Here is a 19,355-nt window from a genome sequence, read left to right as displayed (position 1 = left end):
GGGATGGACATAGAAGATCACCGCGTGGGGAGCGTCGAGCCCAGTCTCGTACGCCCATACTCGTTGACCGCAGGCCGCACCAGGCCCGCGGTCGAGTTGGCGTTGGAGGCCCTCGTCGCATCGCATCCGGTCGCCCTGGAGCGGCAGTTCGAACTGACCAACATCGAGACGTCAATCGTGGAGTTGTGCAGAGAATCGCCGTCCGTTGCCGAGGTAGCAGCCCGATTGGGTATCCCAATCGGGGTGGCCCGTGTGCTCGTGGCCGATTTGATCGAGGCCGGGCACGTGCGCGTTTCGGCGACATTGAAAGACGATTCCAGCGACGATGAACGTCGCGAGCTGATCGAAAGGGTTCTCAGTGGACTCCGGCGTATTTGATTCGACGGCGCAGGTCGACACTCGTACCAGTAAGCCAACATCGGCGAAGATCGTGGTCGCGGGTGGCTTCGGTGTCGGGAAGACCACGTTGGTCGGTGCTGTCTCGGAGATCGTTCCGCTGCGCACCGAGGCATTGGTGACCAATGCCAGCGCCGGGATCGACAATCTGACCGGCATCCCGATGAAGTCGACCACCACCGTGGCGATGGACTTCGGCCGGATCAGTCTCGCCGACGATCTCGTGTTGTACCTGTTCGGCACGCCTGGCCAGTACCGTTTCTGGTTCATGTGGGACGACCTGATCCGCGGCGCCATCGGCGCCGTCGTCCTGGTCGACACCCGCAGGCTGGAGGACAGCTTCGCGGCCGTCGACTACTTCGAAGCGCGCGGCCTGCCGTTCCTGGTGGCGCTCAACGAATTCGACGACGCGCCGCGGTACCCGATCGAGGACATCCGGCAGGCGCTGGCCGTGCCTGCCGATGTGCCGATCCTGTCCATCGACGCTCGTCGTCGTGAGCCGGCCAAGCAGGCGCTGGTCGCGCTCACCGAGTACGCGCTGCGCAAGGTGATGCAGGGCTACTGAGTGCTCGCGTGGCTCGCCGGAGCACCGGGTAGGGCCGGATAGGCTCGCCCGGTGCGTACTTCGGCGCGAGAGTTGCTCGAGCAACTGCTCGACAAGGACTCGTTCGTCAGCTGGGACCGGCCGCCGGTGACGGTGGCCGCATCCCCGCAGTACCGCGATGCCTTGCGGAAGGCGGCCGTCGCGGCGGGCACCGACGAATCGGTGCTCACCGGCGAAGGGTTGCTGCGTGGGCGACGGGTGGCCGTGATCGCCTGCGAATTCAGGTTCCTGGCCGGCTCGATCGGCGTGGCCGCGGCCGAGCGGATCGTCTCCGCGGTGGAGCGCGCCACCGAACTCGGTCTGCCGCTGGTCGCGTCGCCGACCTCCGGCGGGACCAGGATGCAGGAGGGCACCGTCGCCTTCGTGCAGATGGTGAAGATCGCAGGCGCCGTGGCGGCACACAAGTCGGCGGGGTATCCCTACGTCGTCTACCTGCGCGATCCCACGATGGGCGGCGTTTTCGCGTCGTGGGGCTCGTTGGGTCACATCACCTTCGCCGAGCCCGGTGCGCTCATCGGGTTCCTCGGCCCTCGGGTTTACCAGGCTCTGTACGGCCGACCTTTTCCGGAAGGCGTGCAGACCGCGGAGAACCTGTATCGGCACGGCGTCATCGACGGCGTGCTGACGATTCCGGTCTTCCGTCGGATCGCGCATCGCGCGCTGAGTGTGCTGAGCGGCACGGAGTTACCGGATCCCGCTACGGGACGCCGGTTTTCCGAGCAGATCGCGGCATCGCAACCGCGGTCGACTCACGATCCTGCTGCGTCTTCCAGATTTATTGTGCCACAGCATATTCGGTCCGATGCCGAGCGGAATCGTCCTGCGGACGATCGGGTGTGGCAGTCGGTCCTCATCTCCCGCCGCTCACAACGTCCCGGCCTTCGTGAACTGCTTCGTCATGTGACGCAACGGGTTCCGCTCAGCGGCACCGGGCAGGGCGAGTCCGATCGCACCGCCGTGCTCGCCCTCGGCCGTTTCCGCGGGCAGCCGTGCGTCGTGTTCGGCCACGACCGGCGCGGTCAGCAGGGCGAGAACACCATGGGTCCGGCCGCGTTGCGGGAGGCTCGGCGCAGTATGGCGCTTGCTCAGGAATTGCGGCTGCCTCTGGTGCTGGTCATCGATACGGTGGGTGCGGCGCTGTCGAAGGAGGCCGAGGAACGCGGGCTGGCGCCCGAGATCGCCCGCTGCATCGCCGATCTGGTGACGCTGGACACCCCGACCGTTTCGGTGCTGCTCGGCCAGGGCACCGGCGGCGGCGCGCTGGCGCTGCTGCCCGCGGACCGGGTGCTGGCCGCGACGCACGGGTGGCTGGCCCCGCTGCCGCCGGAAGGAGCGAGCGCCATCGTCTTCCGCGACACCGACCATGCGGCGGAACTGGCTGCGGCGCAACGGATCAGCGCCGCCGACCTGCTGGAGGACGGTGTGGTCGACCGGATCGTTCCCGAGCACCCCGACGCGGCCGACGAGCCGATCGACTTCGCCCGCCGGATGGTCGCGGCGATCGCGCGCGAACTGGCGGACTTGCGCGCCCTGCCGGAACCGGAAGTGCGCGCGGCTCGGCACGCGCGTTACCGGCGCCTCGGCCTGCCCGGTATGCCGAGCTGACCGGCGGCGGAGGCGGCACCTCCGCACGGCGCGCCACTGGTTTCTCAGCAAATTGCGGGACAACACACCAGACCGCGTGATTGACGGTTCGCCGCCACACTTCTACCGTCGGAATGTGACCTTCAAAAGCGAGACCAGCACCGTTCCCTCGATCGTGCTGAACGACGGGAACGTGATCCCGCAGCTCGGCTTCGGCGTGTTCCAAGTGCCCGCCGGGGATGTCTTCTCGGTCGTCACCACCGCGCTGGAGGCGGGCTACCGCAGCATCGACACCGCCGCGATCTACGGGAACGAAGAGGGCACCGGCCGCGCGATCCGGGAATCCGGCCTGCCCCGCGAGGAGATCTACGTCACGACCAAGTTGTGGAACTCCGACCAGGGCTACGACTCGACGCTGCGCGCGTTCGACGCCAGTATGCAGCGGCTCGGTCTGGATTACCTCGACCTCTACCTCATCCACTGGCCGGTGGCAGCGGCCGGGCGCTTCGTGGACACTTTCCGCGCCTTCCAAGCGCTGAAGTCGCAGGGCCGGGTGCGGTCGATCGGCGTCTCGAACTTCACGGTGGCGCATCTGCAGCGGCTGATCGCCGAGACCGGGGAGATTCCGGCGGTGAACCAGATCGAGCTGCACCCCCGGCTGGCGCAGCCCGAACTGCGCGAGTTCCATGCCGCCAACGCGATCGCCACCGAGGCGTGGAGCCCACTCGGGCAGGGCACGCTGCTGGCGCAGGACACCATCACGGCGGTCGCCGCCGAGGTCGGTCGTACTCCGGCGCAGGTGATCATCCGCTGGCATCTGCAGCTGGGCAATGTGGTCATCCCGAAGTCGGTGACACCCTCGCGGATCCGGGAGAATTTCGACGTCTTCGGCTTCGAGCTGACTCCGGAGCAGATGAACGCGATCACCGCGCTGAACACCGGTGCGCGCACCGGAGGGGACCCCGACACGTTCACCATGGGCCTGATCGACTGACGATCCGGGCGGGTGGCCGGTCAGCGCAGCCCGAGGTATCCGGTGAGTTCGTGAGCCGCCGCGCGGCCGGCGCGGTTGGCGCCGATGGTGCTCGCCGACGGTCCGTACCCGATCAGGTGGATGCGCGGATCGGCGGCCACCTGCGTGGCGAGCCGTCCCGTCATGGTGATGCCGCCGCCGGGACCGCGCAGGCGCAGCGGCGCGAGGTGGTCGAGCGCGCTGCGGAACCCGGTGGCCCAGAGGATCACGTCCGCTCGCTGGAAGGTTCCGTCGGCCCACCGCACCCCGTCGGGCTCGATGCGCTCGAACATCGGCAGGCGAGTGAGCGCGCCGCGGGCCCGCGCCGCCCGCAGCCGGTCGTCGAGGGGCAGCCCGGTGACCGATACCACCGATCCCGGCGGCAGCCCGCGCCGCACCCGGTCTTCGACCATCGCGACGGCGGCGCGCCCGGCGGCTTCGGTGAAGTCGCCGTCGCGAAAGCGCGGAGGTGTCCTCGTCACCCAGGTCGTCGTGGTGACCCGGGAGATCTCGTCGAGCAACTGGACCGCCGAGATGCCGCCGCCGACCACCACGACGTGCTCGCCCGCGAATTCCGCGGCGGTGCGGTAGTCGCGGGTGTGCAGCTGGCGGCCGGCGAAGGTCTGCGCCCCGGGATAGTGCGGAACGAACGGATGCTCCCAGGTGCCGGTGCAGTTGATCAGGCCGCGCACCCGGATCCGGCCGGCCGTGTCGGTCTCAGCGTCGAGCACCGGACCGCGCTCGGCGGGGGCGCCTTTCTCCGTGCGATCGCACACCACGGTGACCGATACCTGCCGGTGGACCCGCAGGTCGAACCGTTTCTCGTACAGCTCGTAGTAGTGCGGCACGGCGGATGCCGCCCGCGCGGACGACGAACCGGGCGGCAACGTCTCGGCGAACGACATACCGGGCAGATCGTGCACGCGGTTGACCGTGTCCAGGGTGAGGGAGGGCCAGCGGAACTGCCACGCGCCGCCTGGCCCTGGGGACCGGTCGACGATCAGATAGTGCCGCTCCGGGCGCAGTCCGAGGCGCTGGAGGTGGTATCCGGCCGAGAGTCCCGCCTGACCAGCGCCGATCACCAGGATGTCGAAGTCGGTCGGCACAGCCGGTGATCGTATCGCCCGGCGTGGAACGGGTAGTCCCCTGTGGCAGAGTGAAGAGATCAGACGGACCGTTCAGTCGGGGAGGTCGCATGCTCGGGGTCAGCCGCGATGGTGACGTGGTCACCATCGAACTGCAGCGGGAGGAGCGCCGCAACGCGCTCAATCACGAACTCGTGACACTGCTGCGGGAAGCAGTGCTCGACGCTGTCGCCGACCAGGCACGGGCCATCGTACTGACCGGGCGGGGCCCGGTGTTCAGCGCGGGCGCCGATCTGTCCGGGGTGTACTCCGGCGATTTCCTGTCCGGGTTGCTGGACATGTTGCACGCCATCGAATCGGCGCCGGTCCCGGTGATCTCGGCGATCAACGGCGCGGCGATCGGAGCCGGTGTGCAGCTGGCGCTCGCTTCCGACCTGCGGGTGATCGCGCCGGAGGCCTATATCGCGGTCCCGGCCGCGAAACTGGGCATCACCGTCGATCGGTGGACGGTGCGCAGGCTGGCCGCCTTGATCGGCGGCGGTCCGGCGCGCACGGTGTTGCTGGGAGCCGAGCAGATCTCGGCCGACGATGCCTACGCCTTCGGGTTCGCCAACCGGATCGGCACCGTGGCCGACGCGCAGGCCTGGGCCAAGCACATCGCGGCGCTGGCCCCGCTGTCCCTGCGGCACATGAAGCTGGTGCTCAACGACGACGGAACGCGCGAGCCGGAAACCGCGCAGCAACGCGCGGCGCTGGAGGCCGCGTGGACGAGCGAGGATGCCAAGGAGGGTCGTTTGGCCAGGCAGGAAAAGCGCCCAGCGAAGTTCGTGGGGCGATGATGGACATCAAACGTATCGCGGGCGCGGCGGCGGGTGCGCTCGGCATCAGCTGGCTGGTCCGGGCCGTGTGGGACATCCCGTCGGCCATGGGCGCGTCGATTTCGGCGATCCAGCCGTACGCGATGGGGGCGACGACCTATCGCGATCGGCAGTTCCACAACACCGAGCCCAGTAGCCAGGTGGTCGCCGGTTCGGCTCCCTCGCTCTTGGTCTCGGCGCTGACCCAGCGCAACGTGGGCAGGCCGCGCGGCCGCATCCCGGTACGGATGCCGCAGCAACCGGCCGCGGCGGGCGCTCTCGCCGTCACCTGGTACGGCCACGCCACGACGTTGATCGAGGTCGACGGATACCGGATTCTCACCGATCCGGTGTGGAGCGAGCGGGTTTCGCCATCGCCGCTGGTCGGTCCGGCGCGGATGCATCCGGTGCCGCAACCGCTGGCCGACCTGCCGCCGATCGACGCGGTGCTCATCTCTCACGACCACTACGACCACCTGGACAAGGAGACCGTCCGGGAACTGGTTGCACGCCAGAGCGCGCCGTTCCTCGTTCCGATCGGCATCGGCGCCCACCTGCGGCACTGGGGTGTGCCGGAAGACCGCATCGTCGAATTGGACTGGGGCGGTTCGGTGTCGCTCGCCGAGCTCGGCCGCGACCGCGATGGCGTGGATCTGACGATCACTTGCACGGAGGCGCGGCATTTCTCCGGACGCGGCCTGCTGCGCAACACCACGCTGTGGGCGTCGTGGTCGATCGTCGGTCCCGCCAAGCGGGCCTATTTCGGCGGCGACACCGGCTTCACCAAGGCATTCGCCGAGGCGGGCGCGGCGCTCGGGCCGTTCGACCTCACGCTGCTTCCGATCGGGGCCTACGACGAGCGCTGGCCGGATGTGCACATGAATCCCGAGGAGGCGGTGCGGGCACACGCCGACCTGTGCGGCGGGAATCCCGGCCACGGACTGCTGGTGCCCATTCACTGGGCGACGTTCAATCTGGCCTTCCACGGCTGGTCGGAGCCGGTCACGCGGATGGTGGCCGCGGCGCGGGAGGCGGGCACCGCTGTCGCGGTGCCGATGCCGGGGCAGCGTCTCGACCCGTCGAGCGCCCCATCCGCGGATTCCTGGTGGGAGAATATCGGCTGAACGACTCCGGACAACGGCGACAGGAAGGATCACGGCGATGAGCTTCGCGGATACGGTCAAGGGCCTGGTCGACAAGGGGAAGGACGCGGCGGCCAAGAACGCCGACAAGATCAACAACGCGGTCGACAAGGCCGGTGACTTCATCGACCAGAAGACACACGGCAAGTACTCGGACAAGATCGCCAAGGGCAAGGAGGCCGCCAAGAAGGTGGTCCCGCCGGATCAGTCCGGGCCGCACGCCTGAGCCCGCGGCGGAGGCCACGTCGTGGCCTCCGCCGCTACACTTCGGATATGGCGGCCCGCCGCGAGTTCGGTGGTATCGAGGTTGAGCTGAGCAACCTCGAAAAGGTGCTGTACCCGGCCACCGGAACGACCAAAGGCGCGGTGATCGCCTACTATTCGGCCATCGCGCCCGCCATGCTGCCGCACATCGCCGGGCGGGCGGTCACCCGGAAACGCTGGCCCAACGGGGTCGACGAACCCTCCTTCTTCGAGAAGAATCTTCCGTCGCACGCGCCATCCTGGATCGAGCGGCGCACCCTGCGTCATTCCGACCGCAAAGTCGTCTATCCGCTGATCGATTCCGAAGCGGGGCTGGCGTGGCTGGCACAGCAGGCCGCGCTGGAAGTGCATGTGCCGCAATGGCGTTTCGACGGCGACGGCATGGGTCCGGCGACCAGGCTGGTGTTCGACCTCGACCCCGGCCCGGGAGCAGGGCTGGCCGAATGCGCCGAGGTGGCGCTCGCCGTGCGTGAGATGGTCGAGGGCATCGGACTGCACGCCTACCCGGTGACCAGCGGTAGCAAGGGGATTCATCTCTACGTGCCGCTGGATCGCGTGCTGAGTTCCGACGGCGCGTCCACGGTGGCGAAACAAGTGGCGACGAATCTGCAGCGGCTGCACCCGGCCTTGGTGACGGCGACGATGGCGAAGGCGGCGCGCGGCGGCAAGGTCTTCCTCGACTGGAGTCAGAACAATCCGGCCAAGACCACCATCGCGCCCTACTCGATGCGGGGGAGGGCGGAGCCGAACGTCGCCGCCCCGCGCACCTGGAAAGAGATCGAGAACCGGAAGAAGCTGCGGCATCTGCGGTTCGACGAGGTGCTGGCCAGGTACCGATCCGACGGCGACCTGCTCGCCGAACTGGATCCACCACTGGCACCGGACGACTCGTCCGCGCCGGACGCGTTGACGAAGTATCGGTCGATGCGCGATCCGTCCCGCACGCCCGAGCCCGTTCCCGCTCAGTCGCCGGCGCCGGGGGAGAACAACCGCTATGTCGTGCAGGAGCATCATGCGCGGCGCCTGCACTGGGACGTGCGCCTGGAGCGCGACGGGGTGCTGGTGTCGTGGGCGGTGCCCAAAGGCCCGCCGACCTCGCCCGACCAGAACCGCCTCGCCGTGCACACCGAGGACCATCCGATGGAGTACCTCGACTTCCACGGCGCCATCCCGAAGGGCGAGTACGGCGGCGGGGAGATGACGATCTGGGACTCCGGCACCTACGAGACCGAGAAGTGGCGCGACGACGAAGTCATCGTGCAGTTCCACGGCAAGCGGCTCAACGGCCGGTACGCGCTGATCCAGACCAACGGCAACCAGTGGTTGATGCATCTGATGCGCGCGCGCAACGGAGCCGAACCGCAAGAGGAGCCGGACGAGCCGCCGAGCCGGATCATCCGTCCACCGAACGGACCCGCGACGTTTCCGCGCGGCCTGTCTCCGATGCTCGCTACGCTCGGCGACGTCACCGAACTCGGCGCCGACGAGTGGTGCTTCGAAACCAAGTGGGACGGCTTCCGGCTGATCGCCGAGATCGACAACGGTGCGCTGACGTTGCGCAGCCGGGCGGGGAACGTGGTGACCGACCGCTATCCCCGCATCGGGGCGTTGCGGCGGGAGCTGTCCGGGCATCAGGTGGTGCTGGACGGCGAGGCCGTTGTTTTCGACGATCACGATGTCGCGAACCTCGGCCTGCTGCAGGCCGACGCGGCGCGGGCGGTGTTCGTCGCGTTCGACGTGCTGTATCTGGACGGCACGTCGCTGCTGCGCAAACGATATTCCGATCGCCGCAGGGTGCTCGAGGCGCTCGCGGCGAACGCGCCGTCGCTGGTGGTGCCGCCGCGGCTGGACGGCTCGGGCGCCGACGCCCTGCGCTACAGTCAGCAGCGCGGGCTCGAGGGCGTGGTCGCGAAGCGAAAGGATTCGGTGTACTTGCCGGGCAAGCGCGGGCACGCCTGGGTGAAGCAGCGCAACTGGCGCACCCAGCGGGTGCTGATCGGCGGGTGGCGGCGCAGCGGAGCTCGGGAGTTCAAGTCGCTGCTGATCGGCATACCCCACGACGGCCTGCTGTACTACGTCGGGCGGGTCGGCACCGGCTTCAGCGAGCCGGACATGCGCGAGCTGGCCGCGCGGCTGCGCAAGCTGGAACGCAAGACCTCGCCGTTCGACAACGAACTCACCGCCGAGGAACGCAAGGAAGCGGTGTGGGTGACGCCGAAACTCGGTGGCACCGTGCGTTTCATGAATTGGACCGAGGCGGGCCGGCTGTGGCACCCGGCATGGCTCGGCCCGGCCCCCGGCGCTGGGTAGGGTTGTGGCGCGGTTGTTCTCAGCGCGACAACGAGGAGTGCACGGTGGACTTCAAGAACCTGGCGGGCAAGGCGATGGACCTGGCGCAGAAGAACGCGGACAAGCTGGACGCGGTCATCGACAAGGCGGGCGACCTGGTCGACGAGAAGACGGGCAACAAGTACTCCAGCCAGGTGGACGCCGCCCAGGACGCGGCCAAGAAGGCCCTGCGGGAGCAGTGAGCGTCGACCGGGACCAGGCGCGGGCCTGGTCCCGGTCTCAGGGTCAGTCGGCGCCCGCGAGCAGCGGGGTGATGGTCGCGATGTCGGTCACCAGCGCGTGGCCTTGGAACTCGAAATCCGCGTAAGCGCGCGCCATGGCGTCCTTGTCCCGGCCGCCGACCGCGTCGCTGATCACCACGGGCACGAATCCGAGATCGGTGGAATGCGTGACCGTGGGCGCGATGCCGATCTCCAGAGCGACACCCGCGATCGCGTACGCGCCGATACGCAGGTCGCGCAGCATCGAGGCCAGCGGAGTGCCTTCGAAGGCCGACATCGACGTTTTGTCGAACACCACCTCGTCGGCGCGCGGCCGCAGTTCGGGCACCAGCTCGAAGGCCGGGGTGTCGCGCTGGAGGATGAAGCGCACCTTGTCCACCGAATCCACCTGCTGCCAGTTCATGGCCATGCGCAGCGCGAAAGTCCCGCTGAGCCGTTCGGGCAAGAAGAAGTGGCGGAGGAAGACCACCGGGTAGCCGCCGGAGCGCGCCGCGTCGACCACCCCCGCCACCCGCTCGATGATCTCCTGGCCGTCCGGCAACTGACTGAGCACACCGACCTGCATGTCGTAGACGATCACCGCCATCCGGTCCGGCGCGCACACGTCGGCGAGTCCTTCCGGGATGTCCAGTCCGTTGCCATGCCGCATGCTCGGCTACTCCTCTTCGTCGCGCTCGCGCTGCGGGCGCCGGTCGCGCCGGGCAGCTATTCGCTTGCGCCGGGGGCGTTTTGGCCAACACTGTAACCAGGCGGGCGGACAACAGCGGCGGTGGGTGTGACCTGCGATCGACCGTTGCCGGGCCGGTCGGCCCGGCAGTACCGTTGAAGCAGGTAGGCCAGCTGCCGGCGCCGCCAGTGCCGGGACACTCGCCGCCTCGCCCGGACTGGGGAGGCCCTGATGAAGGTTGTTCACGCGGCGCCTGTCATCGCGCAGGCGACCGACAATCTTGTGCGAACGACGATCCCGCGGGTCGTGCTATCCGTGTTGCTCGTGCTGGCAGCCTGTCTGGCCGCCGCCCCCGCGGCACACGCCGAGCTACCGCCGCCCGATCTGGACCCGTTCTACGCCGCTCCCGCCGATCTCGCCGCGTACCCCGACGGCGCCGTGCTGGATTCCCGGCCGATCGCGTTGTTCGGGTTGCCCCTGCCGATTTCGGCGTGGCAGGTGAAGTACCGGAGCACCGACTCGAGCGACGAGCCCGTCGCCGACGTGGCGACCGTGCTGGTCCCGATGCTGCCGTGGTTCGGTCCCGGCGCTCGGCCCCTGCTGTCGTATCAGGTGCCGGAGGACAGTCTCGGCACCCGATGCGCGCCGTCGTTCGCGCTGCGCGGCGGCTGGGACACCGGTGCGGTGAACACGCTGATCGACACCCCGTTCATGGCCGAGGCGCTGCGGCGCGGGTGGGCGGTGGTGGCCAGTGACTACGAGGGGCCGCGGTCGCGGTTCCTGGACGGTGTGAACTCGGGCCGCGGCGTGCTCGACGGCATCCGGGCGGCACGTGATCTGCCGCAAGCCGGGCTCGGGCCCGCGACACCCATCGGCGCGTGGGGCTACTCCGGCGGTGCGTTCGCCACGCTGTGGGCCGCGCAGATGCAGCCGTGGTACGCGCCGGACATCCGGTTCGCCGGCATCACTTCCGGGGGGATTCCGGCGGATTGGCCTGCCATAGCGCGCGACGCGGACGGCACGGTGCAGGCCGGGCTGGCGTTGCTCATCCTGTTCGCGCTCGCCCGCAACGATCCCGGGACGGGCGTGCTGGACTTGCTCAACGAGCAGGGGCGCGCGGCGCTGGCGGCGAACGGCGCGGCCTGCGGGTCCGATCTGGTGCCGATCTACGCCGGCGCGCGGATCGCCGACTTCACCGCCGTGGCGGATGTGTTCGCGCACCCGGATTTCCGTGCCGCCACCGATGCCCAGGAACTCGGCGGCAGCGCGCCGGAGGCGCCGATGTACCTGTATCACAGCCGCACCGACGACGTGATTCCCGTGGCCGGCTTCACCGACCTGGTCGGCCGGTACTGCGCGCAGGGCGCGACCCTCACCTCGGTGCACTCGATGCTGCCCACGCACAACCCGGCGGCGATCGGTGAGGCGCCGGGCGCGATGAACTTTCTCGCCGACCGGTTCGCCGGTCTGCCGGTGGCTCCTGGATGCCGCGAGCGATAAGGGGACCGGCGCGCGACGGCTCCGGACCGGTTGGGTGATCTCGCGCGGCGTTGCCGCTGACCGCGCACAAACGAAAGCGCACCGAACCGCTTGCCGATTCGGTGCGCGTCGTGCCGAGGTCGCCGGTCAGTTCTGCGGACGCCCGGTGGTGTCCATCCATTTGGTGGTGCCGGGCGGGGCGGCCAGCGTGCTGATCAGATCGATACCGGCGATGATCAGCGCCGGCCCGCCGACGACGATCGTGCCGATGATGCCGCCGATGCCCGCACCGGCGACCACGGTGCCGATTCCGATGGGACCGCCGATCAGGCCGGTCAATCCGACGAGCGCGCCGATGACGGTGCCGATGAACCCGCCGACCGCGGTGGCGATGCCGAACTGCGAGAGGAACGCGTCCATCGCGCGCTGGTTCTCGAACGGCGACGCGACCGGCGTCGCCACCGGGCGGGCCTGCGCCGCGTCCTTGACCACGGTCAGTTCCAGCACGCGGCCCGCGTCCCGCACCACGTGCGCCATGGGATATTCGAGCCCGTCCTGTCGGAAGGCGAGCGGCAGCGTGACCGCGACGTTGCCGGCGGCGTCCTTGATGTCCACGGCGTCACCGCGCACGTCGAACGTGCCCGCGGTGAGTGTCGTGACGATCTTGTCGCCGACCAGCTGGGCTTCGTACCCGATATCGGGCACCGGCGCCGCAGCCGGTTCCGCGTGCACGACGCCTGCCCCGACCGCGAGCGCGGCGACCAGTGGAGCGGCGGCGGCGGTGACTCTCCGGAGAATCATTTCTCGGTTTCCAATCTTCATCAGGTTTCAAGCATTAGAGAACGCGGCACACGCCGAAATTCCTTCCCCCGCCGACGTGTACATCCGTGATGTGATCCAAAATACAGTTACTTCCGAGTGATAACTGTACTGTGGCCCAGGGGGTTTGGGACACGGATTCAGAGGGTAATCCTCCTCCTTTTGCCGAGCCTGGCGATATAGCAATTTGCTATTTCAGGGCCCCGATTCGAGGGGTTCAGGCGGTGCCGGTTGGCCTCCGTGTCGGGGCGTGTAGATGCATGCCTCGTAGTTGGGCATAAATCTCGAATCATTCATATCGCGTCGCGCATAGACGTAAGTCGCGGTAAGTCAAGGGCTTTCGCTGGCACTACGCGCGGGGCGGAGAGGATTGCGCGGTTTTGGTGTTCGACTGCGCACCCGGAGACTCGCGTGGTGGTACCGATCGGTCCCGGTTCGCCGCAATGGGGTCGGCCCGCTGCGCGTTGGAGACGTCAACCCTGTGCGCGAGGCGGGTCTGGGGGTTGCCCGCGGAGAGTTTTCGATGGATACCACTCAGTCTGCAAATGGTCAGCGAATTGGTTGGCCGTAATTTCCCGGTGACCATTAGGGGCCGCTACCGACCGAGGCCCGGTTCGGACCCCGCATTTGCGCGCCCGCGCTCACAGCGCGATGTGCAGCGCGATGGAGCCGAGGCAGACGCCGACGACCAGCGCGAGCGCCACCGCGTCACGCAGGCCGGGTGCGCTGGGACGGGCGGTGAGCTGCCCGGTGCCGCCGCGCGCGGTGATCGCCTCACCCAGTTCTCCGGCGCGGCGGGTGGACACCGCCATGGCCGCGGTGAGGATGTCGATGAGCGGGTTGTCGGCCGCGCGGGCGATCATCATGCGGTCCTTGGGCCGGAGCCTGCGAGCGGCGCGCAGTACCCGGATCTCCTCCATGAGCAGCGGCAGACCGCGGAAGGTCAGCGCGACCACGACAGCCCATTCGTCCACCGGCACCCTGAGTCGGCGCAACGGCGCGCCGAGCTTGGCCAGGGCGGGCGCGATGTCGCCCATCGGCGTGGTCCACGCGATGAGGAAGGAGGCCGCCACCAGGATCAGGCCGAAGACCAGCACCTGGGCATAGCGCAGCACGGCCGTGCCCCCGACCGGCACGTTGATCACGGCTCCCGCGACGAGCAGCGCCCAGAACCACCACGGCAGCCGCGGCACCGTGCCCAGCGGCAACCTGGCGACCGCGCCGACCAGCACCAGGAACGCCGCCATCACACCGAGCACCGGCCAGGACGGCAGGAACATCAGCAGCAGGCTGATCAGGAACACCCCGATCATCTTCGTGCCCGCCCACAACCGATGGACCGGGCTGTCGACCGGGACTTGGCGCAGCAGAACGGTGCTCATCATCGACCTCCGTGCTCGAACCGCCACGCGGTTTCGCCGTGCGCGCGCACCGACCGGGGACCGGAATCGGCTCGCGCGGCGGAGTCGCTCGGCGCCTGCGCCGTCTGGCGCGCGGACTCCGCACCCAGAATGCGCCCCGACCGCAGCTGCACCGTCCGGTCGCACACCGCAGCCATGTCGGCCACGTCGTGGGAGATGACGATCAGCGTCAAGCCGGCATCCCGCAACCGCGCGAGCAACTCGACGATGTCGGCCCGGCCCTCCGGGTCGAGACCGGCCAGCGGCTCGTCGAGCACGACCACTTGGGGGTGACTGGCCACGATCGCCGCGAGCACCACCCGCTTGGCTTGGCCGCCGCTGAGTTCTTCGATCGAGCGCGCGGCCAGCGCGCGGTCCAGCCCCACCGCGTCCAGCGCTCGGCCGACGGCCCCGGAGCCGGTCGCGCGACCGCCCCAGTCCGCGATCTCCTCGCCGACGGTCTGCTTCTGTAATTGCAGGCGAGAATGCTGGAAGGCGAGTCCAACCCGTCCGATCTGCTTGCCGATCGGCTTCCCTTGCAGCTCGCATCGGCCCGAACTCGGTTCGATCAGGCCCGCCATGATCCAGGCGAGGGTGGATTTGCCCGAGCCGTTCCCGCCGACGATGAGCAGGGCCTCGCCTTGGCGCACGGACAGATCGACGCCGTGCAGGGCGGGCGCTTCCCACGGCGTCGCACGGTTGTAGGTGTGGCGGACGTCGCGCAGTTCGAGGATCGGCGCGCCCATCGGCCTGCGTCGCTGATCCCGCGCCGGACGCGGCCACGCGGGCAGGTGCGCGACGGTGCCTCCCCCGGCCAGGTGCACCACCCGGTCGGCGACCGCGGCGTCGGCCTCGTGATGGGTCACCAGCACCACGGCCATCGCGTGGCGTTTCGGCAGCTCGGCCAGCAGGTCCACCAGTTCCCGCCGCCCGTCCGGATCGATCATCGAGGTCGCCTCGTCGGCGATCAGCAGCGCGGGACGCCGGGCCAGCGCGGCGGCGACCGCCAGTCGCTGTTGCTGTCCGCCGGAGAGCGTCGCGGTCTCCTTCGCTCCCATTCCGGCGAGCCCCACCTCGCCGAGAAGTGCGTCCACATCCACCTCGGCGGCGAGTTCGGCGGGCAGCCCCCACACGACGTCGTCGGCGACGAGCACCCCGAGGGTCTGGCTCTCCGGCCGCTGCAGGACCAGGGCCGTCCCGCCGAGCTTGCCGAGCCCGGCCGACCCGGGCCGCCGCACCGATCCCGAGGTGGGCGGCAGCCCTGCCAGCAAGCGGGTCAGGGTCGACTTGCCCGAACCGTTGTGCCCGACCACGGCGACGAACTCGCCGACATCGACGGTCAGGTCGATGCCGCGCAGCGCATCGCGCGCCGCTCCCGGATAGCGGAAGCCCGCGTCGTCAAGCGTGACCGGAAGCGGGGCGACGGGCCGGTCGTCGAGCGGTGCGTCCAGCCGGTCCCGGCCGGGCAGCCAAGCCAGCCGATCCAGCACCGAACCGAGGACGTACCAGGAGAAGACGCCGGTGGCCACCATGCCCAGCGCGACGCTGCCGCCGATCCACGCCCACCACCAGTGCAGCACCGAATCGGTCAGGTCCGCGGCGAGCCGGCCAAGCGGCGCCAACTGCTCCAGGCGCGCCGCGAGATCCTGCACGCCGCGCGAGGCGTTGCGGATGTTGTCGAACAGCAGCTCGCGGGTGGTGGACATCAGCGCGAGCGATCCGACGGCGAACCCCGCCCAGGCCAGTCCGGCGAGCACCGAGAGGCCGAACGCGGTGACGATCCCGCCGCCGCGCCGCTTGACGACGCCGATGATCCCGCCCACGGTGGCCGACGCGACCAGCGCCGTCGCGGACGCGACGCCGGCGGCGACGAAGGTGACCAGCGTCGCCGCGATCGTCGCGGTGACCAGGGCGCGCAGCCGGAAGCGGTGCGCGATCAGCCCGATCGGGACCGCGCCGACCAGTTGCAGCGCGGCGGCGAACGGGATGACCGATCCGATGGTCACCAGCCCGACGGCGGCTCCGCCGAGCACGGCGCCGGTGGCCAACTCGATCGGACGCAGCGGACCGCGCACATCCGATCCGCCCGGACGGGCCAGTTCATTCACAGCACAAGTCTGCCAGCCCGGCGGGCGGTGGCGGGCCGAGGTGAATCCGGGCGGGGCGCGTTCGTCACGAGACGGGCGTGAGGGTGTAGTGCCGTGGGTCGAAGCGACGGGTGCGGCGGCGGTAGCTCGTCTGCGAGCCCGGCCAGTTGTTGGTGATGCGGCCGGCGGAGTTGCGGTACCAGCTCGAGCAGAAGTTCCACGGGGTGCGGTCGAGACGCCGCTGGAGGGCGGTGTTGTAGTCCTCTTCCAGGTCGGCGCGGACGTCGACGCAATGGCCGGGGTGGTCGGCGAGCCACCGCACGGCCTGGCGGATGTAGCGGGTCTGCGACTCGATCATGTAGATGATCGAGCCGACGCCGAGATTGGTGTTCGGCCCGTAGACCAGGAAGAAATTCGGGAAGTCCGGCACCGTGATCCCGTAATACGCGTGTGCGCCGTCGGCCCATGCGTCGGCCAGCCTGCGTCCGCTGCGGCCCCAGATCTCCATCGGCCAGAGGAACTCCGTGCCTTTGAAACCGGTGCCGTAGATGATCACGTCGACTTCGTGCGTCGTCCCGTCGGCGGTGCGTACGCCGGCCGGGGTGATCTCGGTGATCGCGGTGGTCTCCACCCGCACGTTGGGCTGGGTGAGCGCGGGGTAGTAGTCGTTGGAGAACAGCGCGCGTTTGCACCCGATCGGATAGTCCGGGGTGAGTTCGGCCCGCAGCTGCGGGTCTTCGACCTGTTCGGCGAGGTGCCGGGAGGCGATGCGGGCCACCCAGCGGGCGATGGCGGGAACCTCCACCAACCCCAGCGAGACGAACTCCGCGATCGACCACCACCCGAACCGTTCGATCAGCAGCGCGCCCGGCACCCGCGCGAACAGGTTGTGCTGGATCGGCGAGTAGTCGGTGTCGAACTTCGGGATCACCCAGGCCGGTGTGCGCTGGAACAGCGTGAGCCGGGCGACCTCGGGCTGGATCTCCGGGATGTACTGCACGGCGCTGGCCCCGGTGCCGACGCAGGCGACGCGTTTGCCGCGCAGGTCGACGTCGTGGTCCCACTCGGCCGAATGGAAGTACGGGCCGGTGAAGGTGTCGATGCCGGGGATGGCGGGCAGGGACGGACGCGACAACTGGCCCACCGCCGAGATCAGCACGTCGACGACCCAGCTCCTCCCGTCGGCGGCCCGGACGGTCCACCGGCCGGTGGCGTCGTCGAATTCGGCGTCGCTGACGCTGGTGCCGAAGCGGACCGCCGACAGCACGCCGTGGCGTTCGGCGACGCCGCGCAGATAGGAATGGATGGCGGTGCGCCCCGAGTACCGCTGCGGCCAGTCCGGCTTGGGTTCGAACGAGAACGAGTACAGCGGAGAGGGGACGTCGCAGGCCGCGCCGGGGTAGGTGTTCTCCCGCCAGACCCCGCCGATGTCGGCCGCCCGCTCCAGGATGGTGATGTCCTCGAAGCCGTTGCGACGCAGCTCGATCGCCATGCCGATGCCGCCGAAGCCGGCGCCGATGACGAGAATCGATGGCCGATTGCGCGCTGACATGTGAGACTCCTCACTGCGACCGTAGCTCACTCCACTGTAAGAGCCGCCGTGTCGTCGCATAGAGAAATTCGGCCATAATGTCCGCGTGGAGCGGGTGCAGGATCCGGATATCCGCGATTGGAACTTTCCACGCGGTGTGGCCAGCGTGGCGTTGATGGTCGGCTACGCGGCCGAACACGGCGTGCCCACGGGACGCATGCTGCACGGCACCGCGCTCGGCGAGCAGCAATTGCGCGACCCGGACGTGCAGATCGATGCGCACACCGAGCTGGCGGTCATTCGCAACCTCGTCCGCGAACTCGCCGATCGGCCCGCGCTCGGCGTGGAGGTCGGCCGCCGCTACCGGATCACCACCTTCGGCATCTTCGGCTTCGCCTGCGTCAGCAGCCCGACGCTCGGGGAGGCGATCAGCTTCGCGCTGCGCTACCTGGACCTCAGCTTCACCTTCTGCATCCCGGTGGCCGAGTGGGGCGAGCGCGAATTCGTCGCGGTGGTGCACGACGAGTCGGTGCCGATCGACGTGCGCCAATTCCTCGTCGAACGCGACGTCACCGCGATGCACCAGGTGATGAGCGATCTGCTCGGCACCCGCTTGCCGCTGACCAGGGCGGAATTCCGGTTCCCCGACCCCGGCTACGCGGAGCGGATCGCCGAGGTGACCCTCGTGCCGCCGCGTTTCGACATGCCGCACAACCTGTTCGCGATCGAGCCGATGCTGCTGGAACAGCCGTTGCCGCAGGCCAACGAGCAGACCTGGGCGATGTGCCTGGCGCAGTGCCGGGAACTGGTGCACCGCCGAAGGGCGCGTACCGGCATCGCCGCCGAGGTGCGCGAACGCCTCGTGCCGCGCGGGGGAGCGGATGGATTCGCCGCCCCGCCCGGCATCGACGCCGTGGCGAACGATCTCAACATGAGCACCCGCACGCTGCGGCGGCACCTCGACGCGGCCGGCACCAGCTACCGCGCCTTGCTGGACGAAGTACGGCGTGCGCTGGCGGAGGAGATGCTCACCGCCACACCGCTGTCGGTGAGTGACGTCGCCATCCGGCTCGGCTACGCCGAGGCCTCGACGTTCATCTTCGCCTTCAAGCGCTGGACCGGTAATACCCCGGCGGCCTATCGCCGCGAACGCGCCGTCCGGCGTTAACTCTCTTCGCCGCGACCGCTCCTGCTGCCGGTGTAGGCCAGCTCGCGGATCTTGCCGATGGCCGCGGGAAACAGCTCCACCTCGGCGGGGTGATTGAGCATCGGATCGAAGTAATCCGTGCGGTACTCGGCGGATTCGGCGGGACGCAGCGTGAGTTCGGCGACCCGCCAGGTGGGCCCGCCGAGGCGGCCCGCGGTGAGTGTGAAGCTGACCAGGTCCTCGTCCAAGTGCGCCTGCATCGCCTCGAGCGACGCGGACGTGGGCTGCACGCTGTCCGGCTCGGCGAAGAACCAGGTGGGCGAGGAGTTGCTGATCCGATAGGGCATCAGGCAGCCGTACCGTGCGCTGGCCCAGCCGCGCGCAGGGGTGATCACGAACCGCCCCAGCGGTCCCCGTCCGGTGGTGGCGAGCGCGAAATCCCAAGGCTGCTCGTCGCGATCGAGCACCCGGAACGCCAAGCCCAGCACATCGGGCAGGCCGTTGGGCAGGCCGATGCCTTTGGACACCCGCGCGATGACCGCGCGGTCGCCGCTGCCGAAAAGCGGCTCGAATTCGGGCTCGGCGTGCAGACGACCGGCCAGGTGCAGGCCCGACGGGTGGAATACCCGCGCATGCCGGATCCTGGCTCCGGCCGCGAACGCGTTCTTCACCACTGCGGCTGGTAGATCGACCATGGCGAATCCTCCCGGG

At 69.2% G+C, this 19,355-nt stretch carries 18 protein-coding genes; 11 read left to right on the top strand and 7 right to left on the bottom strand.

Annotated elements, in window-relative coordinates:
* The first annotated feature begins 3 nt into the window (after positions 1-3).
* The 4 genes from U3653_RS19910 to U3653_RS19895 all read left to right on the top strand — a co-directional run bounded on the left by U3653_RS19910 (position 4) and on the right by U3653_RS19895 (position 3,578).
* Positions 4-378: a DUF742 domain-containing protein gene (locus U3653_RS19910; RefSeq protein WP_039795171.1), complete on the top strand. Its 375-nt coding sequence runs from the start codon at positions 4-6 to the stop codon at positions 376-378.
* On the top strand, positions 359-961 hold the full coding sequence (locus tag U3653_RS19905; RefSeq protein WP_174186021.1) for a GTP-binding protein: 603 nt from the start codon (positions 359-361) through the stop codon (positions 959-961). Before U3653_RS19910 ends, U3653_RS19905 begins: the two co-directional genes overlap by 20 nt.
* Positions 962-1,012: 51 nt before the next feature.
* Complete coding sequence (locus U3653_RS19900; RefSeq protein ID WP_195078255.1) at positions 1,013-2,605, top strand: carboxyl transferase domain-containing protein; 1,593 nt, start codon at positions 1,013-1,015, stop codon at positions 2,603-2,605.
* A 115-nt stretch (positions 2,606-2,720) separates the two neighbouring features.
* Positions 2,721-3,578, top strand: a complete 858-nt coding sequence (locus tag U3653_RS19895; RefSeq protein ID WP_195078256.1) for an aldo/keto reductase — start codon at positions 2,721-2,723, stop codon at positions 3,576-3,578.
* 20 nt (positions 3,579-3,598) lie between these two features.
* Here the strand turns inward: U3653_RS19895 and U3653_RS19890 are convergent, their stop codons facing one another.
* A complete protein-coding gene (locus U3653_RS19890; RefSeq protein ID WP_195078257.1) occupies positions 3,599-4,702 on the bottom strand; it encodes an NAD(P)-binding domain-containing protein in 1,104 nt (367 codons plus the stop codon).
* An 89-nt stretch (positions 4,703-4,791) separates the two neighbouring features.
* Here U3653_RS19890 and U3653_RS19885 point away from each other — a divergent pair, with 89 nt between their 5' ends.
* From U3653_RS19885 to U3653_RS19865, 5 genes are read left to right on the top strand one after another with little or no spacing between them, the layout of a single operon-like run.
* Positions 4,792-5,520 (top strand): enoyl-CoA hydratase, encoded by a 729-nt coding sequence (locus U3653_RS19885; protein ID WP_195078258.1) that lies wholly within the window; start codon positions 4,792-4,794, stop codon positions 5,518-5,520.
* On the top strand, positions 5,520-6,662 hold the full coding sequence (locus U3653_RS19880; RefSeq protein ID WP_195078259.1) for an MBL fold metallo-hydrolase: 1,143 nt from the start codon (positions 5,520-5,522) through the stop codon (positions 6,660-6,662). The genes U3653_RS19885 and U3653_RS19880 overlap by 1 nt, the downstream gene beginning before the upstream one ends.
* A gap of 37 nt (positions 6,663-6,699) precedes the next feature.
* A complete protein-coding gene (locus U3653_RS19875; protein WP_067795782.1) occupies positions 6,700-6,906 on the top strand; it encodes an antitoxin in 207 nt (68 codons plus the stop codon).
* A gap of 47 nt (positions 6,907-6,953) precedes the next feature.
* Entirely contained in the window at positions 6,954-9,254 is a 2,301-nt protein-coding gene (locus U3653_RS19870; protein WP_195078260.1) for an ATP-dependent DNA ligase, read from the top strand.
* Positions 9,255-9,298: 44 nt separating this feature from the next.
* Entirely contained in the window at positions 9,299-9,475 is a 177-nt protein-coding gene (locus tag U3653_RS19865) for an antitoxin (RefSeq protein ID WP_244891740.1), read from the top strand.
* A 43-nt stretch (positions 9,476-9,518) separates the two neighbouring features.
* On the opposite strand, the gene U3653_RS19860 is transcribed toward U3653_RS19865, so the two are convergent.
* Complete coding sequence (locus tag U3653_RS19860) at positions 9,519-10,163, bottom strand: cysteine hydrolase family protein (protein ID WP_195078261.1); 645 nt, start codon at positions 10,161-10,163, stop codon at positions 9,519-9,521.
* A 249-nt stretch (positions 10,164-10,412) separates the two neighbouring features.
* Here U3653_RS19860 and U3653_RS19855 point away from each other — a divergent pair, with 249 nt between their 5' ends.
* Positions 10,413-11,681, top strand: coding sequence for a lipase family protein (locus tag U3653_RS19855; protein WP_195078262.1), 1,269 nt, complete (start codon positions 10,413-10,415; stop codon positions 11,679-11,681).
* Between the two features lie 126 nt (positions 11,682-11,807).
* On the opposite strand, the gene U3653_RS19850 is transcribed toward U3653_RS19855, so the two are convergent.
* The 4 genes from U3653_RS19850 to U3653_RS19835 all read right to left on the bottom strand — a co-directional run bounded on the left by U3653_RS19850 (position 11,808) and on the right by U3653_RS19835 (position 17,518).
* Complete coding sequence (locus tag U3653_RS19850; protein ID WP_195078263.1) at positions 11,808-12,461, bottom strand: DUF8020 domain-containing protein; 654 nt, start codon at positions 12,459-12,461, stop codon at positions 11,808-11,810.
* A 659-nt stretch (positions 12,462-13,120) separates the two neighbouring features.
* Positions 13,121-13,861, bottom strand: a complete 741-nt coding sequence (locus U3653_RS19845; protein ID WP_195078264.1) for an energy-coupling factor transporter transmembrane component T family protein — start codon at positions 13,859-13,861, stop codon at positions 13,121-13,123.
* Complete coding sequence (locus U3653_RS19840) at positions 13,861-15,987, bottom strand: ABC transporter ATP-binding protein (protein ID WP_323124134.1); 2,127 nt, start codon at positions 15,985-15,987, stop codon at positions 13,861-13,863. Before U3653_RS19840 ends, U3653_RS19845 begins: the two co-directional genes overlap by 1 nt.
* Positions 15,988-16,051: 64 nt before the next feature.
* Positions 16,052-17,518, bottom strand: coding sequence for a flavin-containing monooxygenase (locus tag U3653_RS19835; RefSeq protein ID WP_195078265.1), 1,467 nt, complete (start codon positions 17,516-17,518; stop codon positions 16,052-16,054).
* Between the two features lie 85 nt (positions 17,519-17,603).
* Here U3653_RS19835 and U3653_RS19830 point away from each other — a divergent pair, with 85 nt between their 5' ends.
* A complete protein-coding gene (locus tag U3653_RS19830) occupies positions 17,604-18,665 on the top strand; it encodes an AraC family transcriptional regulator (RefSeq protein WP_323124135.1) in 1,062 nt (353 codons plus the stop codon).
* On the opposite strand, the gene U3653_RS19825 is transcribed toward U3653_RS19830, so the two are convergent.
* Positions 18,662-19,339: a phosphodiesterase gene (locus U3653_RS19825; RefSeq protein ID WP_195078266.1), complete on the bottom strand. Its 678-nt coding sequence runs from the start codon at positions 19,337-19,339 to the stop codon at positions 18,662-18,664. The two genes, U3653_RS19830 and U3653_RS19825, sit on opposite strands and share 4 nt — an antisense overlap.
* Positions 19,340-19,355: the final 16 nt, after the last annotated feature.

It is taken from the genome of Nocardia implantans (assembly GCF_035544775.1).
Taxonomy (GTDB): Bacteria; Actinomycetota; Actinomycetes; order Mycobacteriales; family Mycobacteriaceae; genus Nocardia; species Nocardia implantans.
The sequence above is the reverse complement of the archived record's forward strand: the minus strand, read 5'-3'. Positions and strand labels throughout refer to the sequence as shown.